Origin of the sequence: Chryseolinea serpens (assembly GCF_900129725.1) — a bacterium.
Classification (GTDB): domain Bacteria; phylum Bacteroidota; class Bacteroidia; order Cytophagales; family Cyclobacteriaceae; genus Chryseolinea; species Chryseolinea serpens.
This window is the reverse complement of record NZ_FQWQ01000001.1, coordinates 1,929,255-1,947,688: the sequence shown is the minus strand read 5'-3', so window position 1 is coordinate 1,947,688 and position 18,434 is coordinate 1,929,255. Positions and strand designations below refer to the sequence as shown.

Genomic DNA, 18,434 nt, shown 5'->3' with positions numbered 1-18,434 from the left:
CGGGTTTGAGCCGTATCTTTAATTCTACAACCATTCTAAACCCGGATCTATAAACCTATGGCAGAGGTGCAACGCGAATTCAAACGAAATGTGGGATTGCTGGATGCCACCATGGTCGTGGCAGGGTCGATGATCGGGTCGGGGATCTTTATTGTGAGCGCCGAGATTGCGCGGAATGTCGGTGGCGCCGGTTTGTTGCTGGGCATGTGGGTGCTGGCAGGCGTGGTCACCATCATTGCTGCTGTGAGCTACGGCGAACTGTCGGCCATGTTTCCCAAAGCGGGGGGCATGTATGTGTACCTGCGCGAGGCCTATAGTCCACTGGTTGGTTTTCTGTATGGCTGGACATTTTTCACCATTATCCAAACCGGCACCATCGCCGCGGTGGGTGTTGCCTTTGCCAAATTTACGTCCTACCTGATCCCCGGTGTGGGCGAGGACAACATCCTTTTCACGGTGGGAGGATTTCACCTGGCCGCGTCGCAGTTGCTGGCGATCGGTGTGATCCTCTTGCTCACGTTTGTCAACACCCGCGGCGTGCGCAACGGTGTGGTTGTGCAGACTTCGCTCACCATTATCAAGATCCTTTCGCTGGTGGCGCTCATTGGTTTTGGATTTTGGTGGGGCGCCGATGCGGCCATTTGGGACGCGAATTGGCGCGACGCCTGGAATCTGTCGTCGCTGGTCAAGGCCGGCGACACCGTCAGTCATCTCCCGCTCGCAGGCCTCGCTGCCTTTGGAGCGGTAGCCATCGCCATGAAAGGGTCATTGTTTTCCTGCGACTCGTGGCACAACATTTCTTTTATCGCCGGCGAAGTGAAGAATCCTCAACGCAACATCGGGCTCAGTCTCGTGCTGGGCACGGTGATCGTAACGGTCGTGTATGTGCTGGCCAATGTGATGTACCTGGCCGTGGTGCCCCTGCAAGAGATTGCTTTTGCCAAGAGCGACCGCATCGGCGTGGTGGCCGCGGAGCGCATCTTTGGTGCTTCGGGAACGATCCTCATCGCCGTAATGATCATGATCTCCACGTTTGGATGTAACAACGGACTGATCATGTCGGGAGCCCGCGTATACTACACCATGGCAAAGGACAATTTATTCTTTGCCCATGCCAAAGAGCTGAACGAACAAGGCGTGCCCGCCAATAGCCTGTGGATGCAGGCCGTGTGGGCTTCTGTGCTGTGTTTGACCGGTAAATACAATGAATTGCTGGCGCTGATCATCTTTGGCGTATTGATCTTTTACGCGCTCACCATTTTTGGAATTTTCCGGCTGCGCAAAAGTCGCCCCAACCTCGAACGTCCCTACAAAGCCTTTGGCTATCCCATCCTCCCGGCAGTCTATATCGCCATCGCCATCGCCCTGGCCCTGTTGCTCCTGATCTTTGAAACAAACTTCACCCTTCCCGGTCTGGCCATCATCCTGCTGGGCATCCCGGTGTATTACCTGATGCTGCGCCGTCACGACCAGCGCATGAAAATGGCAAGCCAGGCAAAGCCCTAAAGCAATACCCAATATTCAGTGGAAGGGCCTAAAGCATTCAACATGTGAATAAATCGTATTAGTAGAAGGTAATTCGCGTACAGGTGACACTACCGGCGGACCATAAATTTGTATCAACATTAAACAGATTTCATCATGATTACATGGAAGGGAGTTTTTCCTGCGGTAACCACAAAATTTACGGCAGATGACCAGTTGGACTTCAAAACATTTGAGAAAAACCTGGATGCACAGTTGGCTGCGGGGGTACACGGGATAATCATCGGTGGAACGCTGGGAGAATCAAGTGTCTTGTCGCCGGCAGAGAAAGTGGAGCTTTTGAATTTCACGCTTCAGAAAGTAGAAGGCCGCGTACCCGTGGTGCTCAACATCGCCGAAGGGGCCACACGCGAGTCGATCAAGATCGCCGAATCGGCACAGCGCAGTGGTATCAGCGGCCTCATGCTGTTGCCGCCGATGCGTTATAAATCCGATCACAAGGAAACCGTTACCTACTTTAAATCGGTGGCGCAGGCAACCGATCTCCAGATCATGATCTACAACAACCCCGTGGACTATAAAGTGGATGTCACGCTCGACATGTTCGAAGAACTGGTCGACACCAAAAACATCGACGCCGTGAAAGAGTCGACCCGCGACATCGTGAACGTGACACGGATGATCAATAAATTCGGCGACCGGTTCAGCATCATGAGCGGTGTGGACACGCTGGCCCTCGATAGCCTGGTCGTTGGCGCGAAGGGTTGGGTAGCGGGATTGGTTTGTGCTTTCCCCGAAGAAACGGTGGCCATCTACAACCTGGTGATGGAAGGCCGGATCAAGGAAGCGGTGGAGATCAATCGCTGGTTTATGCCGCTGTTGGAACTGGACACCTTCAGCAAACTGGTGCAATACATCAAACTGGCAGAAGCCGAAGTAGGTCTGGGCACGGAAATCGTTCGCCCGCCCCGCCTGATCCTTTCGGGGAATGAACGCACGGAGGTGCTGGGCATTATCCGCGAGGCCATCAAAAAACGCCCGGTGTTGAATCGCAGCAACGGACAGAGATCAACATCCACGGTGACCGCATGAAGATGAACGGGGAGCATGTTGATCAGATAATGCTTCAAGCCGCACAGGCGTTCGATCAGTATAGCATTATTGATGGAAAAAGAAGGGCCGTATTTTTACACGCCATCGCCGACGGCATTCAAGCCGGGACAGAGACCATCGCGAAGCTCGCGCAGGAAGAAAGCAACTTGCCCGAGGCGCGCATAAAGGGCGAGGTAGGCCGCACAACGGGCCAGCTCCGCGCCTTTGCCGATCTGATTGCTGCAGGCCATTGGGTGCAAGCCACCATCGATTTGGGGGACGCTTCCCGCAAGCCACTGCCCAAGCCAGACCTGCGCAAAATGGTGGTGCCCGTAGGACCCATCGTGGTGTTTGGGGCCAGCAATTTTCCCTTGGCATTTTCCACGGCGGGAGGAGACACCGCCTCGGCACTTGCCGCGGGATGTTCCGTCGTCGTGAAAAGTCACCCGGCCCATCCACGCACGTCGGCAAAAGTTGCAGAGGTGATAAAAATGGCCATCACCGAAAGTGGCATGCCGCCGTTTGTTTTTCAACACATCGAAGATTCCAGCATAGAAGTCGGCCAACACCTGGTGCGCCACCCGCTCACTAAAGGCGTGGCCTTCACGGGTTCACGGCAGGGTGGAATGGCCTTGTCTGAGTTGGCCGCACAGCGACCAGAGCCTATTCCCGTGTTTGCCGAAATGAGCAGCGTGAACCCCATCGTGCTGTTGCCAGAAAGCATCCGAACCAACCACGAACTGCCAAAGCTCCTGGCGGCTTCCGTGCTGCAAGGAGTTGGTCAATTCTGCACCAACCCAGGCCTGATCCTCGCCTTGAAAGGGGAGGGGCTCGACAAACTCCTCGATGAACTTGCCGTCGAGATCCGAAATAGCGTGCCGGGCAAGATGCTTCATCGCGGAATAGCGAAGATCTATTCAACGCTGAAAATGATGGCCATAGAACAACCCGGCGTTTCCGTTCTTGCCGCCGCTGCGGAAGCGGACGATGACGCGTTTGGGTCTGCCACGATAGCGATCGTGAGCGCGTCGGATTTTATAGCCAACATCCACTTATCGGAGGAAGTCTTCGGACCCTTCTCGCTGGTGGTGACGTGCGAAAATGTCAACGAACTGTTCGACGTAGTGAAGGTTTTACCGGGCCAGCTGACAGGTTCTTTTTTCGGAACCTCAGACGAAATAACGGAGTACGATGCCTTAGCGAGGGAACTCCAAAAGCGTTGTGGACGAATGATCTTCAATGGCGTTCCCACGGGCGTGGAAGTGTGCAAAGCCATGCATCATGGAGGACCTTTCCCCGCCACGACCGATGCCCGGTTTACCTCGGTGGGAACAGACGCTATATACCGGTTCGCACGTCCCTTCAGTTTTCAAAACGCACCCGAATCGTGGTTGCCCCCGGAACTGCAAAACGAAAACCCGCTCCAGATCTTGCGCTGTGTCGACAACGAATGGACCTTCTCGGAGGTCATGGTCGTAAATTGATTTTTATAGGAAATGAAGAAAACTTTTTTTTGCATCGATGCCCACACTTGTGGCAATCCCGTTCGGCTGGTGGCTGGGGGTGGACCTTCATTGGAGGGTAAGAACATGAGTGAGAAACGCCAGCACTTCCTCCGCGAATACGACTGGATCCGCAAGGGCCTCATGTTCGAACCCCGCGGCCACGACATGATGAGTGGAAGCATTTTATACCCACCCTGCGATCCGCAAAACGACGTGGCCGTGTTGTTCATAGAAACCAGCGGATGTTTGCCCATGTGCGGCCACGGCACGATCGGCACGGTGACCATTGCCATTGAAGAAGGGTTGGTAGTGCCGAAGCAACCGGGCGTGTTGAATGTAGAAGTCCCCGCCGGTCTGATCCGGATTGAATACACGCAGAAGGATCAAAAAGTGACCTCCGTAAAAATCCGTAACATCAAGTCATTCCTGGCGGCAGAGAACCTGACGGCCACCTGCCCCGACCTGGGCGAACTTACGGTGGATGTATCCTATGGAGGAAATTTCTATGCCATTGTCGATGTTCAGAAAAACTTTCCCGGCCTGGAACACTTCCGCGCCGAGCAACTGATTGGCTGGAGCCGTGAGTTGAGAAAAAATATCAATGCAAAATATTCCTTTGTGCATCCCGAAAATCCAACGATCAACGGGTGCAGCCATATTCTTTGGGCCGGTGCGGTGATGGACCCATCCTCTACGGGGCGCAACGCTGTCTTTTATGGCGACAAAGCTATCGATCGCTCTCCTTGCGGAACCGGGACCTCGGCACGGCTGGCGCAGTGGCATGCTAAAGGGAAACTGAAGAAGGGTGAGCCGTTTGTTCACGAGAGCATCATCGGTTCAAAATTTATCGGCCGGGTGGAAGAGGAGACGACACTCGACAGCAAGCCAGCCATCGTGCCCAGCATCGAGGGTTGGGCGGTGGTGATGGGTTACAACACCATTATCATGGACGACAACGATCCGTATGCGCACGGCTTCCAGGTGATCTAACATACAAGGATGCTTTCCGTTGCTGCAGGAGAAAGTCGCTCGTTTCCGCAGCACGGTTTGCATCCGCTATCGAATTTAACGACATGAAAAATATTGCAATCATTGGTGGTGGCATAATTGGGTTGAGTGCTGCATATTATCTTCGACGCGCAGGTCACCGCGTGACGGTTTTCGACAAAGGGACGCTCGACGATACGTGCTCCATTGGAAATGCGGGCATGGTGGTACCGAGTCACATCGTTCCGCTGGCCGCGCCGGGAATGATTTCCAAGGGCATTCGCTGGATGTTCAATGCCAAGAGTCCGTTTTATGTGCGGCCGCGGTTGAACGGCGATCTTGTGAAATGGGGATTGAAGTTTTATGCCCATGCCAACGAACGTCACGTGCAGCGGTCGGCACCGTTGCTCAAGGAGATCAGCTCCCTGAGTAAACTGCTGTTTCGGGACATGGCCATGGCAAAGGATTTTGAATTTGGCTACCAGGAGAAGGGATTGCTCATGCTTTTCCAAACAGCCGAAACCGAACGCGAAGAAATTGAAGCGGCGCACATGGCCAACCAGAATGGCGTAGAAGCCCACGTTCTCAGCGCGACCGAGGCACAGCAGATGGAACCGGACGTGAAAGTGACTGCACGCGGCGGCGTGTATTTTCCAGGCGATGCCCATTTGATCCCCCAACAGTTGGTGTCAAACCTGGTGGCATACCTGAAGAAAAATGGCGTGATCATTCTGGCCAATCACAACGTGGAGGATTTCGTGACCGGCCCATCCGGAGTAGAACAGATTTTCGTGAATGACGAGTCGTGGCATTTTGACGAATACGTTATCGCCACCGGCGCGTGGTCGGGGCTGTTCTGCTCGAAGCTGGGCATCGATCTTCCCATGCAATCGGGCAAAGGATACAGCTTCAATGTGAAGGCGGTTAAAAAAAATATTCAGATCCCGACACTTTTGTTGGAAGGCCGCGTGGCGGTGACCCCGATGGGGGGGGATCTTCGCTTTGGCGGCACCATGGAAATCAATGGTACGGACCGGAGTGTGAACATGAACCGCGTCAGGGGAATTGTGGAGACCATACCAAAATATTATCCGGAAATGAAAATCCAGGTGCCGGATGTGAAAGAAGTTTGGAACGGTCTGCGGCCATGTTCTCCGGATGGACTACCTTACATCGGCCGCTCCACCCGTTTTAAAAACCTGGTGGTGGCCACCGGGCACTCCATGATGGGAGTGAGCTTAGGCCCCGCTACAGGGAAATTGGTGACGGAACTTATCGACGAAAGACCGACCAGTATGGACCTCTCAGCGTTCCATCCGGAGCGGTTCAACTAAAGATCCATGAAACATTTTTTTATTTGGGCACCCTTCTTTCTCCTTTGCTTTTCGCTGCGGGGACAGGGTACGGTGCAGGATTACCGGAGAGCCGATTCCTGCAAAATTCTTTATAAGGGAAAAGTCTTCAACGCGCCCGACAACTTTGCCTGGATAAAAAGCGATCATGGTTTTTGGTACAAAAACGAGAGCAAAGGCGGCAAGGAGTTTATGCTCGTCGACGTCGAAAGAAAAGTGCAGCAAAAAGCTTTTGATCACCTCCGCATGGCCAGGGCGCTTTCCGCAAGTCTGAAAAAGTCCGTGCCGGCACAAGACCTCCCGCTTCAGGACGTCGAATTTTCAAAAGATCACAAGTCTGTAAAGTTCACGATCGATAGTGCGCGCGTGAAATGCCTCTTGCCATCCTGCCAATGTTCGGTAGAAAATGTCATTCGAAACAAGACCGGCGAAGGCTATTGGGGAAATGCCTTCAACGAAGGCGCAAGTCAACCCGTAAAATCTGCCGACAGCCTCTGGGTTGCGTTCATAAAGGATCACAATGTTTTTATGCAATCCCGGAAAACGAAAGAAACCTTCCAGCTGAGCTACGACGGCAGTGGCGGAAATTTTTATTCATCCTTCATCACCTGGGCTCCCGACAGCAAGAAGCTGGTGGCCTATAAAGTAAAGCCTGGGCAAACCCGCACCCTATACCTGATCGAATCCTCGCCCACCGACCAACTACAACCCAAGCTTCAACAACGAGAATATCTGAAACCCGGCGACGAACTACCCCACCGGCAGCCACAACTGTTTTTGGTTGACGAGAAAAAGCACGTACCAATTTCCGACAGCTTGTTCTCGCATCAATACGCCCTGGAGGATGTGCGCTGGAACAAGGATAGCCGCTTCTTCACATTTGAATACAACGAACGCGGACATCAAACCTACAGGGTCCTGAAAGTTGACGCGCCCACCGGCAATGTGAGCGTGGTCATTGAAGAGAAAAGCAGAACCTTTATCGACTACAGCTCAAAGCGCTTCCGGTATGATCTCGCGGATGGATCGCAAACCTTCTGGGCTTCCGAGCGGAGCGGGTGGAATCATTTGTACCGGTATGATGTAGCGTCCGGCAAGGTGATCAACCCCATCACCACCGGTGAATGGGTGGTCCGTGAAGTGGTACACGTCGACGAAGCTACACACCAGGTGATCTTTAAAGCCTCCGGTCTTGACAAAGATCAGGATCCTTACTTCACTCACTACTGTGTTGTCAATTTTGATGGCACCGGTTTCAGACGCTTGACGACCTCGAACGCCAACCATATCGGCTTCTTCTCCGATGACTATACCTATTTTGTCGATCACTATTCACGGGTCGATTTGCCCCCGGCAAGCCAGGTCATCATCACGGCAACGGGCAAACCGCTGATGGAGATCCAAAAGGCGGACATCCAGCCCTTGCTCAACACCGGGTGGCGCATGCCCGAGGTCTTCTCGGCCAAAGCGCGCGATGGCCAGACCGACGTTTGGGGGATCATCATCCGCCCTTCGCAGTTTGATGAAAATAAAAAGTATCCTGTCATTGAAATGGTCTACGCCGGACCGCATAGCTTTTATGTTCCAAAATCTTTTACGGAACGATACACGGGGCTATATGCACTGGCAGAGCTGGGTTTCATCGTGGTGCAGGTAGACGGCATGGGCACGTCGTGGCGCTCCAAGGCCTTTCACGATGTGTGCTGGAAGAATCTTAAAGACGCAGGCTTTGCCGATCGCATCGGTTGGATCAAAGCGCTAGGGCAGAAGTATCGCTATGTGGACACGGAGCGTGTTGGCATCTTCGGAACATCGGCGGGTGGCCAGACGGCCGCCGGGGCGGTCATTTTTCATCCGGAGTTCTACAAGGCAGCAGTGGCCTCGTGCGGATGTCACGATAACCGGCTCGATAAGATGTGGTGGAACGAGCAGTGGATGGGCTATCCCATCGGCCCGCAGTATGCGGAATGCTCCAACATCGTGAACGCACCCAAGCTGGGCGGCAAGCTCCTGCTGATCGTGGGCGAGTTGGACGACAATGTGGATCCTGCGTCAACCTACCAATTCGCCAATGCCCTGATCAAAGCGGGAAAGGATTTTGAATTGATTACCGTGCCCGGCATGGGACATTCTTCCGGGGGCGAATTTGGCGAACGCAAGCGCCGCGACTTTTTTGTGCGGGCGCTGTTGAATCGCGAGCCACCGTCGTGGGAGATGGCTTATCCGGCAAAGTGATTTTGCGTCTCAGAGAGTTAAAATTCTACCGGTTGTTGTTAATATAAATCAAAACGGAAAGGCATATTAGGCTTAGTTTTGATATCGTGACCGGATCGCCAGCAAGGCATCCATAAAACGTATAAAAATAGCCATGAAAATAACGACGAAAAGCGCCGCCTTTTTTTTCTGCTGCTGGACCAGTGTGTTTGCCGTGAAAGCACAAACCGGAAAACTGCAGGCGGGCGACTACCCCATACAACCCGTCCTCTTTAACGCCGTGAACCTGAAAGACAATTTCTGGGCACCGCGAATAAAAACAAATCACGAAGTCACCATTCCCTTTACGCTTGGAAAATGTGAATCCACCGGAAGGGTAAAGAATTTTGAGATCGCCGCCGGTCTGAAGACGGGAACGTTCTGCACGGAATTCACTTTCGACGACACCGATGTCTATAAGATCATCGAGGGCGCCAGCTATTCCCTTCAAATCTTCAAAGACCCGGCGCTGGAAGCAAAAGTCGATTCGCTCATCGATATCATCGGCAAAGCGCAGGAACCCGACGGATACATTTATACCAACCGCACCATCATGGGTGCCAATGCCCACGAATGGGCGGGCACCAAGCGCTGGGAAAAAGAAGAAATTCTCAGCCACGAACTCTACAACATCGGCCACCTCATCGAAGCCGGTGTTGCGCACTATCATGCCACGGGCAAACGCACACTGCTCAACATCGCCATCAAGGCGGCCGACCGCGTGTGTGCTGATTTTGGCCCCGATAAATTGCACACCTATTCGGGTCACCAGATCATTGAACTGGCGATGGCCAAATTGTATAAAGTGACCGGCGACAAAAAATACCTGGAGACCGGCAAGTTCATCCTCGATGTGCGCGGTCCCGGCGGCGATGAATACAACCAGGCCCACAAGAAAGTGGTCGACCAGCACGAGGCGGTGGGACACGCCGTGAGGGCCGCCTACATGTATGCCGGCATGGCCGACATCGCTGCCCTGACTTCGGATGCGCAGTATATCAAGGCCATCGACGACATCTGGGAAAATGCCGTGACAAAGAAAATTTATGTAACGGGGGGCATCGGCTCCACCGGCAACGGCGAGGCCTTTGGCGGTGACTTTGATCTTCCTAACATGTCGGCCTACAACGAGACCTGTGCATCGATTGCCAACGTGTATTGGAACTACCGCCTGTTCCTGCTCCATGGCGATGCAAAATATTATGATGTGTTGGAGCGGACGCTGTACAACGCATTCCTGTCGGGCGTGTCATTGACGGGCGATCGTTTCTTTTATCCCAACCCGTTGGAATCACACGGTCAGCATCAGCGGAGCCCGTGGTTTGCTTGTGCGTGCTGCCCGAGCAACGTCACGCGGTTTGTGCCTTCGGTGGGCGGATATTTTTATGCTCAAAAAGGAACGTCGATCTATGTGAACCTGTATGGTCAAAGCACGGTCAACTTTACAGTGGATAAGAATCTGGTGACGCTCGAGCAAAAAACAAAATATCCCTGGGAAGGCGACATACAAATTTCAGTCACCCCAGCCAAGCCCGCGACGTTTGACGTCCGCGTCCGCATTCCCGGTTGGTCCATCGACAAACCTATCCCCGGCGACTTGTATGCCTTTCACGACAAGGCGAAGGACCAGCCCACCGTCTCCCTCAATGGCAAGCCGGTTGAATTCAAACTGGACAAAGGTTATGTGGTCCTGAATAAAAAGTGGAAGAAAGGCGACGTCATCCGGGTGAACTTGCCCATGCCCGTCCGCAAAATTCAGGGTTATGAAAAGATCGAGGCCGACAAAGACCGGTATGCTTACCAACGCGGACCGCTGGTCTATTGCGCAGAGTGGCCCGACAATGCCGACAAGAAAGTGCTGAACCTCGTGATTCCCGACAATGCTACCGTGAATGCAGTGTACGATTCAAGTTTTTTCAAAGGCATGTATGTGCTAAAGGCAAAAGGCTCCTCGGCCGCACGCGTTTCCTCTACCGAAACCAAAGTCAAAGACGTGGACGTGGAACTCATTCCCTATTTCACCTGGGCCCACCGTGGCGCCGGCGAAATGGTGGTGTGGATCCCTGATCAACCCGGAGCCGCCCAACCTACACCAGCGCCAACCGTCGCTTCTGGAAGCACGATTTCCGCATCGTACAACTCCCGGATGCTGTCGGCCTTGAACGATCAGATGGAACCCAAGAACTCCAACGATCACAGCATCATCTACTACCACTGGTGGCCCATGAAAGACACCGTGCAATGGGTGCAGTATGACTTTGAAAAACCTTCTTCCGTGACGAGCGCTAAAGTATATTGGTTTGACGACAGCCCCTTTGGCGATTGCCGGATCCCTGCCGGGTGGAAGTTGCTTTATAAAAGCGGCGATCAATGGCTGCCCGTGAAAAACACGAAGACCTACGACGTGTTGAAAGATCAGTATTCCGAAGTTTCCTTCGAACCCGTGACCACAAAAGCGTTGCGATTGGAAGTGACCCTTCCCAAAGAACATTCTGCCGGGATTTTGGAATGGTCAGTGAATTGAATTGAAAATTTTTTTTGAGACTTGTAAGCTTTATCAACAAATGGCTATGCCTGCATATAACACTCGATATAACACGGTTGCCGTGATCACACTTTCGTTGCTTTTTTATGCCGCGTCGCTGCACATCGCCTGCGGACAATCTTATCTGCCGGAGGAGAACAATACAAAGGTCAAAGTGAAGCCGCAGGTCACCATGGCGGCTTATCCCTTTTCCCTGGCAGAGGTGAGCCTACTGCCGAGCGAGTTCACCGCGGCGCGCGATGCCGATATCAAATACCTGCTGATGATCGAGCCTGATCGTTTGTTGTCGCAATTCAGAACGCACTCTGGGTTGAAACCAAAAGCCGAACGCTATGGTGGGTGGGAAAGCGAAGGCTTGGCAGGACACACCCTGGGACATTACCTGTCGGCCTGCGCGATGGAGTATGCCGTTTCGGGAAACCCGGAATTCCTCAAGCGCGTGAGTTATATCGTTGACGAATTGCAGGAATGCCAGGTAGCGCGCAAGACCGGCTATGTCGGCGCCATACCGCGCGAGGATTCCGTTTTCATGGAGGTGTCGCAAGGACAAATCCGCTCACGCGGTTTTGACCTGAACGGTTCGTGGTCGCCCTGGTATACCATTCACAAAGTGATGGCCGGCCTGCTGGATGCCTATTTGTATTGCGACAATCAAAAAGCCCTGGCCATCGAACAACGCATGGCCGACTGGACGGAGAACACACTAAAGAACCTCAACGACGAACAGATCCAGAAAATGTTGCTCTGCGAATACGGCGGCATGAACGAAGTGCTGGTGAATACCTATGCCTTCACCAACAACAAAAAATACCTGGAACTCTCCTACAAATTTCACGACCGGGTAGTGCTCGACTCGCTGGCCCACCGCGTGGACATTTTGCCGGGCCGCCACTCCAACACGCAAATACCAAAAGTGATCGGCACCGTCCGCCGCTATGAGCTCACGGGCGCAAAAAGCGATTATGTCATTGGCGACTTCTTTTGGAAGACGGTGGTGAACCACCATTCCTACGCCCCCGGCGGAAACAGCAACTATGAGTACCTGAGCGAAGCCGACAAACTCAACGACAAGCTGACGGACAACACCATGGAGACCTGCAACACCTACAACATGCTGAAGCTGACGCGACACCTCTTTGCTTTGCAACCTTCCGCAGCGTTGATGGAATACTATGAACGTGGATTGTACAACCACATCCTCGCTTCTCAAAATCACAAGACCGGCATGATGTGCTACTTTGTTCCCTTGCGCATGGGGACACGAAAAGAGTTCAGCGACGAGTTCAACACGTTCACCTGTTGTGTGGGGTCTGGCATAGAGAACCACGTCAAATACGGCGAAAGCATTTATTTCAAGGGCAAGGATGGCAGTGTATACGTTAACCTTTTCATTCCCTCGGTTTTGAATTGGAAAGAAAAAGATTTCCATCTGACCCTAAATAGCAAAATTCCCCAGCAGAAAACGATCAAGCTTACCGTGCAGACCCCCCGTGCACAGGTAAGAACCATCCACATCCGGAAGCCACAGTGGGCACCGAAGGAGATAGCGGTTCGGGTGAACGGCAAGATCATGCCGGCAACCGTTCAGCCGGATGGATACATCGCCCTATCACAAAAATGGAAAAACAACGACGTGATCGAAGTAGATCTCGAATCGTCGCTGCATGCCGTGGCCATGCCCGACAATGCGGACCGCCGGGCATTCTTCTATGGCCCCGTGCTCTTGGCCGGAAACCTTGGCACGACGGAACCCGATCCCACCACCGGCATCCCGGTCTTGGTTTCGAACGAAACGGATGCGAGCAAATTCTTTGTGACCCAATCCAAGGACAACTTGATTTTTGCGACCAACAAAATCGGTTCTCCCACAGACGTCTCCCTCCAACCTTTCTATAGCATCGACGACGCATACTACTCCGTGTACTGGGATGTGTTTTCCCCGCAAGCATGGAAAGATGAACAACATCGCTACGAGGAGAAAAAGCGGTCGGCATACGAGCTGGAGAAAAGTACGGTGGATGAACTGCGCGTAGGCGAAATGCAGCCGGAGCGCGACCACAACTTCACCGGTCAAAATCTCGAAACAGGCGAGTCGCATACGCGTAAATTCAGGGTCGCCAACGACGGGGGGTCTTTCAGTTTCAGCATGAAAGTGGTTCCCGGGTTCTCCTACAACCTGATCGCTACCTACTGGGGCATGGACAACCGCGGCCGCAACTTCGACATCCTCGTGGACGGCGAGAAGATCGCCAGCGTGGACCTCAACAAATTTAAGGAAAGCAAGTTCTACGACATTTCGTACAAGATCCCGACAAACCTGGTCGAGGGAAAATTCAATATCAAAATCACCTTCCAGGCCAAAGCCAAGAATCAGGCCGGCCCTGTGTTTGGTGTGCAACTCGTTAAGGAATCCCGTTGAGATGACGATGGCACAGGACAGGACTTCGCGTCCTTAGTCTTTAAGGAATGTTATTTTGATGGGCAGCAGGAGGGCAACAGCGCTTTCACCAATGCGTTGCATGAAAAACCTGCGGTGATCCGTTCGGTGGCCAGCACCCCTCCGATGGGGAGACCAAAGCCGTGGTGCGCAAAGGGCTTCCCTGCCATAGCGCCCGGTGCAATCCGGGCGTAGTGAAATTATATTTCTATAAGCCCGTAGGGCTTCCCCATCATAACGCCCGGTGCAACCGGGCGAAGCGAGGCCATGTATCTCAATCCGCCTAGGCGGGTTTACCCTTTAGGTGCGGGAGTCTAATGTTATAGGTGCCAAATTGTGTAGGCTCCATCGAAGGTTTAGGGAGGGATATGCTGAATACGAGTAAATCAAGATTCTGAAGCCTAATGGTGTGAATCGTTATCTGCAAGGAGTACCCACTCGAAAGGTAACCCGCCTAGGCGGGTTGTTATGGATATTCGCTGTTCGCCCGGTTGCACCGGGCGTTATGATGGAGAAGCCCTACGGGCTTGAGTGCATTTTTTTACAGTTCATGTGGAGCTTTGCCCAAGGGTAACCCGCCTAGGCGGGTTCACTTTAACGTCTTGAACTCGCCCCTTTTTCTCAAGGAAAGTTAAATCATGATAATGTGTCATAGCCTAGAGCTGAGCCGGGGGCTATGATGGGGAAGCCCTTCGGCTTTATTGGGATAGACGATCGTCAACTCCAGTCGCCAATTTATCAATGAGATTGAAATAGGCAGTAATGCCTGAATGAAACAAAGCGGCAAGTTTAGTGCGAAGAGGCGTGCCAGAATTTTTTCTCTACGCCTTTGCGCTTATGCGTGCACCAGGATGTCCTTTTTGTTTTCGTGGAGTTTTTTAAATTCTGTTGGCGTAATAGAACAAACCGATCTGAACTTGCGATTGAAATTCGAGAGGTTATTGAATCCCACCTCAATGGAAATTTGAGAGATGCTGAGATCGTTTTGTTGTAAAAGTTTGCGGGCATGACCGATGCGGATCTCGGTCAGGAAATCGACATAAGATTTGCGCGTGCGCTTTTTGAAATAACGGCAAAATGAGTTGGTGGTCATGTGCGCGAGGTCGGCCACTTCATCCAATGAAATTTTGCGATGGAATTCATTCATGGTGAACCGGTAGATGTCGGCCAGCTTGCGCCCATCGAGTTCATCAAATTCGTTGTACACGCCGGAGGAGGCGAGGGGCTCCATGTTCTTGTGAGCCGACAGGATGTTCAGAAGCTTGAGCAACACGATGAGACGGTCCATTCCCGTTTTCCGGAACATGCATTTCATCAATTGGGCAATCCGGCTCTTGATGGGTTCCTGAATAAACAAACCGCGTTCGCTTTGCCGGGAGAAGTCGCTCAGGTGCGAAAGCTCCGGCATCGATAGAAACGTGTCGCCGAAGGATTTCCATTCGAAGAACACGGTGAGCGAGTGCGCCTGTCCTTCCTGCGGATTTTCATAATATTTTTGATCGTTCCGGAACACGTGTGGCAGATTCGGGCCGATCAGAAAAATGTCGCCGGGTTTAAACGCCCCAATGAAATCGCCCACGATCACTTTTCCTTCGCTATTCAGAATGAGGGTGAGTTGTATTTCCGGGTGCTGATGAAGATTGTCGTAAAAGTGGATTTCCCGATCCTCTTGTAACCGGAAAGACTCCTGTGAAGTCTTCGGGATCTTAAAGGGTAAAATCTTCATAATGGTGAGGGGTGTTAATTATGTAGATAAATATTCGTAAAAAATTAATAATTGTCAAATGTACAGTTAATAAAGTATTAGGGTAGGATAATATCAGATCACTCCACGACGGACTTTTTCTATTGTACTACCCTATCCTAAGGTATGCCGCAATCATTTGAATACGGGTAAAATCGTATCGATGGCGGACAAAATACGTAAAACGCGCACAGCATACGAGGGCTACCTTTAATACAATTGTGGCCCGAAGCGCTTTCAAATAAAAAGGCAGCGGGAACTTTAGATATCCAGGATATGAAGCGAATGCTAAGTTCTTTACTGCTCGTTCTCCTTTGGGGTTTGTGCCCGGCCCAATCGCCCACCATTGTCGTGGAGGCCGACCAGCCTGGAGCAAAGGTGTCGCCGGATTTGCATGGTATTTTTTTCGAGGAGATCAGCCATGGTGGCGAGGGTGGGTTGTATGCCGAGCTCATCCAAAACCGGGGATTTGAAGAAAGCCGGGTCCCGGAAGGCTGCACGCTGGATTCGGGTTTCATCATCCCACCCCAAACCCCACACTATGGCGCCGGACGCGTGGTGGATTGGAAGATGCCCTTCGAACCAAAGACCGACTATCCTGCATGGTCCCTCCAGGCGCAAGGTGCAGAAGCAACGATGGCACTCGATCTCACCCATCCACTCCACAAAGAAACGCCCCGATCGTTGCGGGTAGAGATTGCCCGCATCGGGGAAGCTGGCAAGGTGGCGGTTATCAACGAAGGTTTTTGGGGCATTAAAGTCGAAGAAGGTGCGACGTATGAACTGACGCTTTATAACCGCACACGGAATTACAAAGGGAACATCACGGCCAGGCTCGTGGGACGCGACGGAAAAATATTAAGCGAAAAGGTCTTTGAAAAAATAAACGCACTCAACTGGACAAAATTTACCACCACGCTGAGCGCAAAAGCCTCCGACGAGAAGGCTACGTTTCAGTTGTCCTTCTCCGCGACCGGCACGGTGTGGCTGGAGTTTGTATCGCTCTTCCCAACAAAGACTTTTAAAAACAGGAAGAACGGGTTGCGACCTGACCTCGCCCAATACCTGGCCGATCTTAAACCCGCTTTTGTCCGGTGGCCCGGGGGTTGTTTTGTGGAAGGCATCAGCACGCAGAGCGCCCCAAACTGGCGCCGGTCGCTCGGTCCGGTCGAACAGCGCTCAGGGACCTACAGCCCCTGGGGATATTGGTCGAGCGATGGGTTGGGCTATCACGAGTTTCTCCAGTTTTGCGAGGACATCGATGCCAAAGCCATGTATGTTTTTAACTGCGGCATTGCTTGTGAAATGAGAAGCGGTGTGTACGTGGACGACAAAGATGTCGGTCCCATCTTGACGGATGTTCTCAACGCGATAGAATATGCGATCGGTCCCAAAGAATCGACATGGGGATCGTTGCGCGCCAGGAATGGACACCCCGAACCTTTTCCTTTGCACTATGTGGAAGTAGGGAATGAGCAAGTAGGAGAGCCGTACGGCAAACGCTTCAATATTTTTTACGAAGCCATAAACGCCAAGTATCCTGAACTGGAGATCGTCGCCGCCATGGGCATCGCGCATCTCAGCAAGCCCACCATAGCATCTATCCGGAAAATGGACCTGGCAGACGAGCACGCTTACAAGGCCGCCGGCTGGGCCATGGCCTACCCGGATTGGTACGACCAATACGAGCGAAAAGATTGGAAGCTCTACGTCGGCGAATACGCCTGCAACGGTGGTGTCGGTTCCGGGAACATGACCGCCGCCCTCAACGACGCCACGTTCATCCTGGGCCTGGAACGAAATTCGGACCTGATCACGATGAGCAGCTATGCTCCACTGTTGGAGAACATCAACGACACAGACTGGCCCGTAAACCTGATCCGGTTTGACCAGGCCCGAAGCTTTGCCCGCATTTCTTATTACGCCATCCAGATGCTGAACGAAAACAAGGCGTCGTTCAATCTCACCACAAAAGTAGATGCCCCTGTCGACAACGATACGCCGTCGTTCCGGGGAAACATTGGCTTGAGCACGTGGGACACCCAAGCCGAATATAAAGACATCGAAGTGATCAAAGACGGCAAAACAATTTACAAAGGCGCTCCCGGTATGGACCAGGTGTGGAATTTTGAAGGAGGCCAATGGTCAGCACGCGACAACGTTCTGGCGCAGACCCAGGATGGAGCCTGGCCGCTGGCCACGCTCAAAGACCAATCGTTCGATCGCTATATTCTGAAAGTGAAAGCAAAGAAAACCGGCGGCACCAATGCGTTCATGATCCCCTTTGCCCTGCGTGACAATCAAAATTATCTCCGCGCGCACATTGGCGCCTGGGTGAACAAGATCGCAGCCTTTGAAAGCGTAACGAAAGGCGCCGATGCGATCGTTACCCAACCCGTGCGCCTTGAAAACGCCATCGAATTGAACCGCTGGTATACCATTGAACTTCACGTGAACAACAACACGGTGGAGTGTTTCCTGGATGGAAAACTGCTGATGACCTACACCAAACCCAAAGACTTTTTCAGCATTGCCGGCCGCGATGAGAAAACAAACGAGATCGTGGTCAAGGTGGTGAATGCAACAGGGGGGAAGCGCAACGTTCTTTTAAAGATTAACAAGGCACAGTTGGAGAACACAGGAAAAGCCATCACCCTTTCTTCCGGCTCACCCGAGGATGAAAACTCTTTTGCTCAACCGCGACAATTCATTCCCCAGGAAACGATGGTAAACGGTGTCGCTTCGAATTTTGAATATGAATTCCAGCCGTGGTCGATTACCGTTCTGAGGCTGAAAGAGAAACGATAGGTGTTTCGATATAAACGAGGCCGGCCGGTGCCGTTAGCCCCAATACTTGCTAATATTTCATTGGCTTTAGGTAATATCTGGAAATGTTGCCGGGCCAAAACGTGCTATTTTTGATTTGCCGAAGTTTTAGTTTGGGTAAATTTCTTACTTTTGGTAAGGGCGATCGCAAGCACGATTGCCCTTTTTTTTGATGGATGATTTGCGTGATCCCTTTCCTGTGAAGTCC

Annotated in this window: 11 protein-coding genes; 9 read left to right on the top strand and 2 right to left on the bottom strand. The window is 52.4% G+C overall.

All coding sequences use genetic code 11. The annotated features are described in order from the left end of the window. The first annotated feature begins 57 nt into the window (after positions 1–57). The 8 genes from BUB30_RS07570 to BUB30_RS07535 all read left to right on the top strand — a co-directional run bounded on the left by BUB30_RS07570 (position 58) and on the right by BUB30_RS07535 (position 13,638). Complete coding sequence (locus BUB30_RS07570) at positions 58–1,506, top strand: APC family permease (protein WP_073132440.1); 1,449 nt, start codon at positions 58–60, stop codon at positions 1,504–1,506. 138 nt (positions 1,507–1,644) lie between these two features. Further along, positions 1,645–2,577: a dihydrodipicolinate synthase family protein gene (locus BUB30_RS07565; RefSeq protein WP_073134936.1), complete on the top strand. Its 933-nt coding sequence runs from the start codon at positions 1,645–1,647 to the stop codon at positions 2,575–2,577. Next, the gene (locus tag BUB30_RS07560; RefSeq protein ID WP_073132438.1) at positions 2,574–4,061 is read left to right on the top strand and encodes an aldehyde dehydrogenase (NADP(+)); all 1,488 of its coding nucleotides are present in this window, start codon (positions 2,574–2,576) and stop codon (positions 4,059–4,061) included. Before BUB30_RS07565 ends, BUB30_RS07560 begins: the two co-directional genes overlap by 4 nt. 12 nt (positions 4,062–4,073) lie before the next feature. Then, positions 4,074–5,072 carry a 4-hydroxyproline epimerase gene (locus BUB30_RS07555; protein ID WP_073132436.1) on the top strand — a complete coding sequence of 333 codons (999 nt, stop codon included), beginning with the start codon at positions 4,074–4,076 and terminating at the stop codon, positions 5,070–5,072. A gap of 83 nt (positions 5,073–5,155) precedes the next feature. Then, positions 5,156–6,403 carry an NAD(P)/FAD-dependent oxidoreductase gene (locus BUB30_RS07550; RefSeq protein WP_073132435.1) on the top strand — a complete coding sequence of 416 codons (1,248 nt, stop codon included), beginning with the start codon at positions 5,156–5,158 and terminating at the stop codon, positions 6,401–6,403. Positions 6,404–6,409: 6 nt separating this feature from the next. Continuing rightward, complete coding sequence (locus BUB30_RS07545) at positions 6,410–8,656, top strand: S9 family peptidase (protein ID WP_073132433.1); 2,247 nt, start codon at positions 6,410–6,412, stop codon at positions 8,654–8,656. Positions 8,657–8,789: 133 nt separating this feature from the next. Beyond that, positions 8,790–11,198 carry a glycoside hydrolase family 127 protein gene (locus BUB30_RS07540; protein WP_073132431.1) on the top strand — a complete coding sequence of 803 codons (2,409 nt, stop codon included), beginning with the start codon at positions 8,790–8,792 and terminating at the stop codon, positions 11,196–11,198. Between the two features lie 46 nt (positions 11,199–11,244). Beyond that, complete coding sequence (locus BUB30_RS07535; RefSeq protein ID WP_084137952.1) at positions 11,245–13,638, top strand: glycoside hydrolase family 127 protein; 2,394 nt, start codon at positions 11,245–11,247, stop codon at positions 13,636–13,638. A 50-nt stretch (positions 13,639–13,688) separates the two neighbouring features. On the opposite strand, the gene BUB30_RS35085 is transcribed toward BUB30_RS07535, so the two are convergent. Together BUB30_RS35085 and BUB30_RS07530 are read right to left on the bottom strand one after the other, a co-directional pair. Next, the gene (locus BUB30_RS35085; protein WP_178377043.1) at positions 13,689–13,826 is read right to left on the bottom strand and encodes a hypothetical protein; all 138 of its coding nucleotides are present in this window, start codon (positions 13,824–13,826) and stop codon (positions 13,689–13,691) included. A gap of 665 nt (positions 13,827–14,491) precedes the next feature. Beyond that, on the bottom strand, positions 14,492–15,382 hold the full coding sequence (locus tag BUB30_RS07530) for an AraC family transcriptional regulator (RefSeq protein ID WP_073132429.1): 891 nt from the start codon (positions 15,380–15,382) through the stop codon (positions 14,492–14,494). Positions 15,383–15,676: 294 nt separating this feature from the next. Between BUB30_RS07530 and BUB30_RS07525 the strand changes: the two genes are divergently transcribed. After that, positions 15,677–18,208: an alpha-L-arabinofuranosidase C-terminal domain-containing protein gene (locus tag BUB30_RS07525; RefSeq protein ID WP_073132427.1), complete on the top strand. Its 2,532-nt coding sequence runs from the start codon at positions 15,677–15,679 to the stop codon at positions 18,206–18,208. Positions 18,209–18,434: the final 226 nt, after the last annotated feature.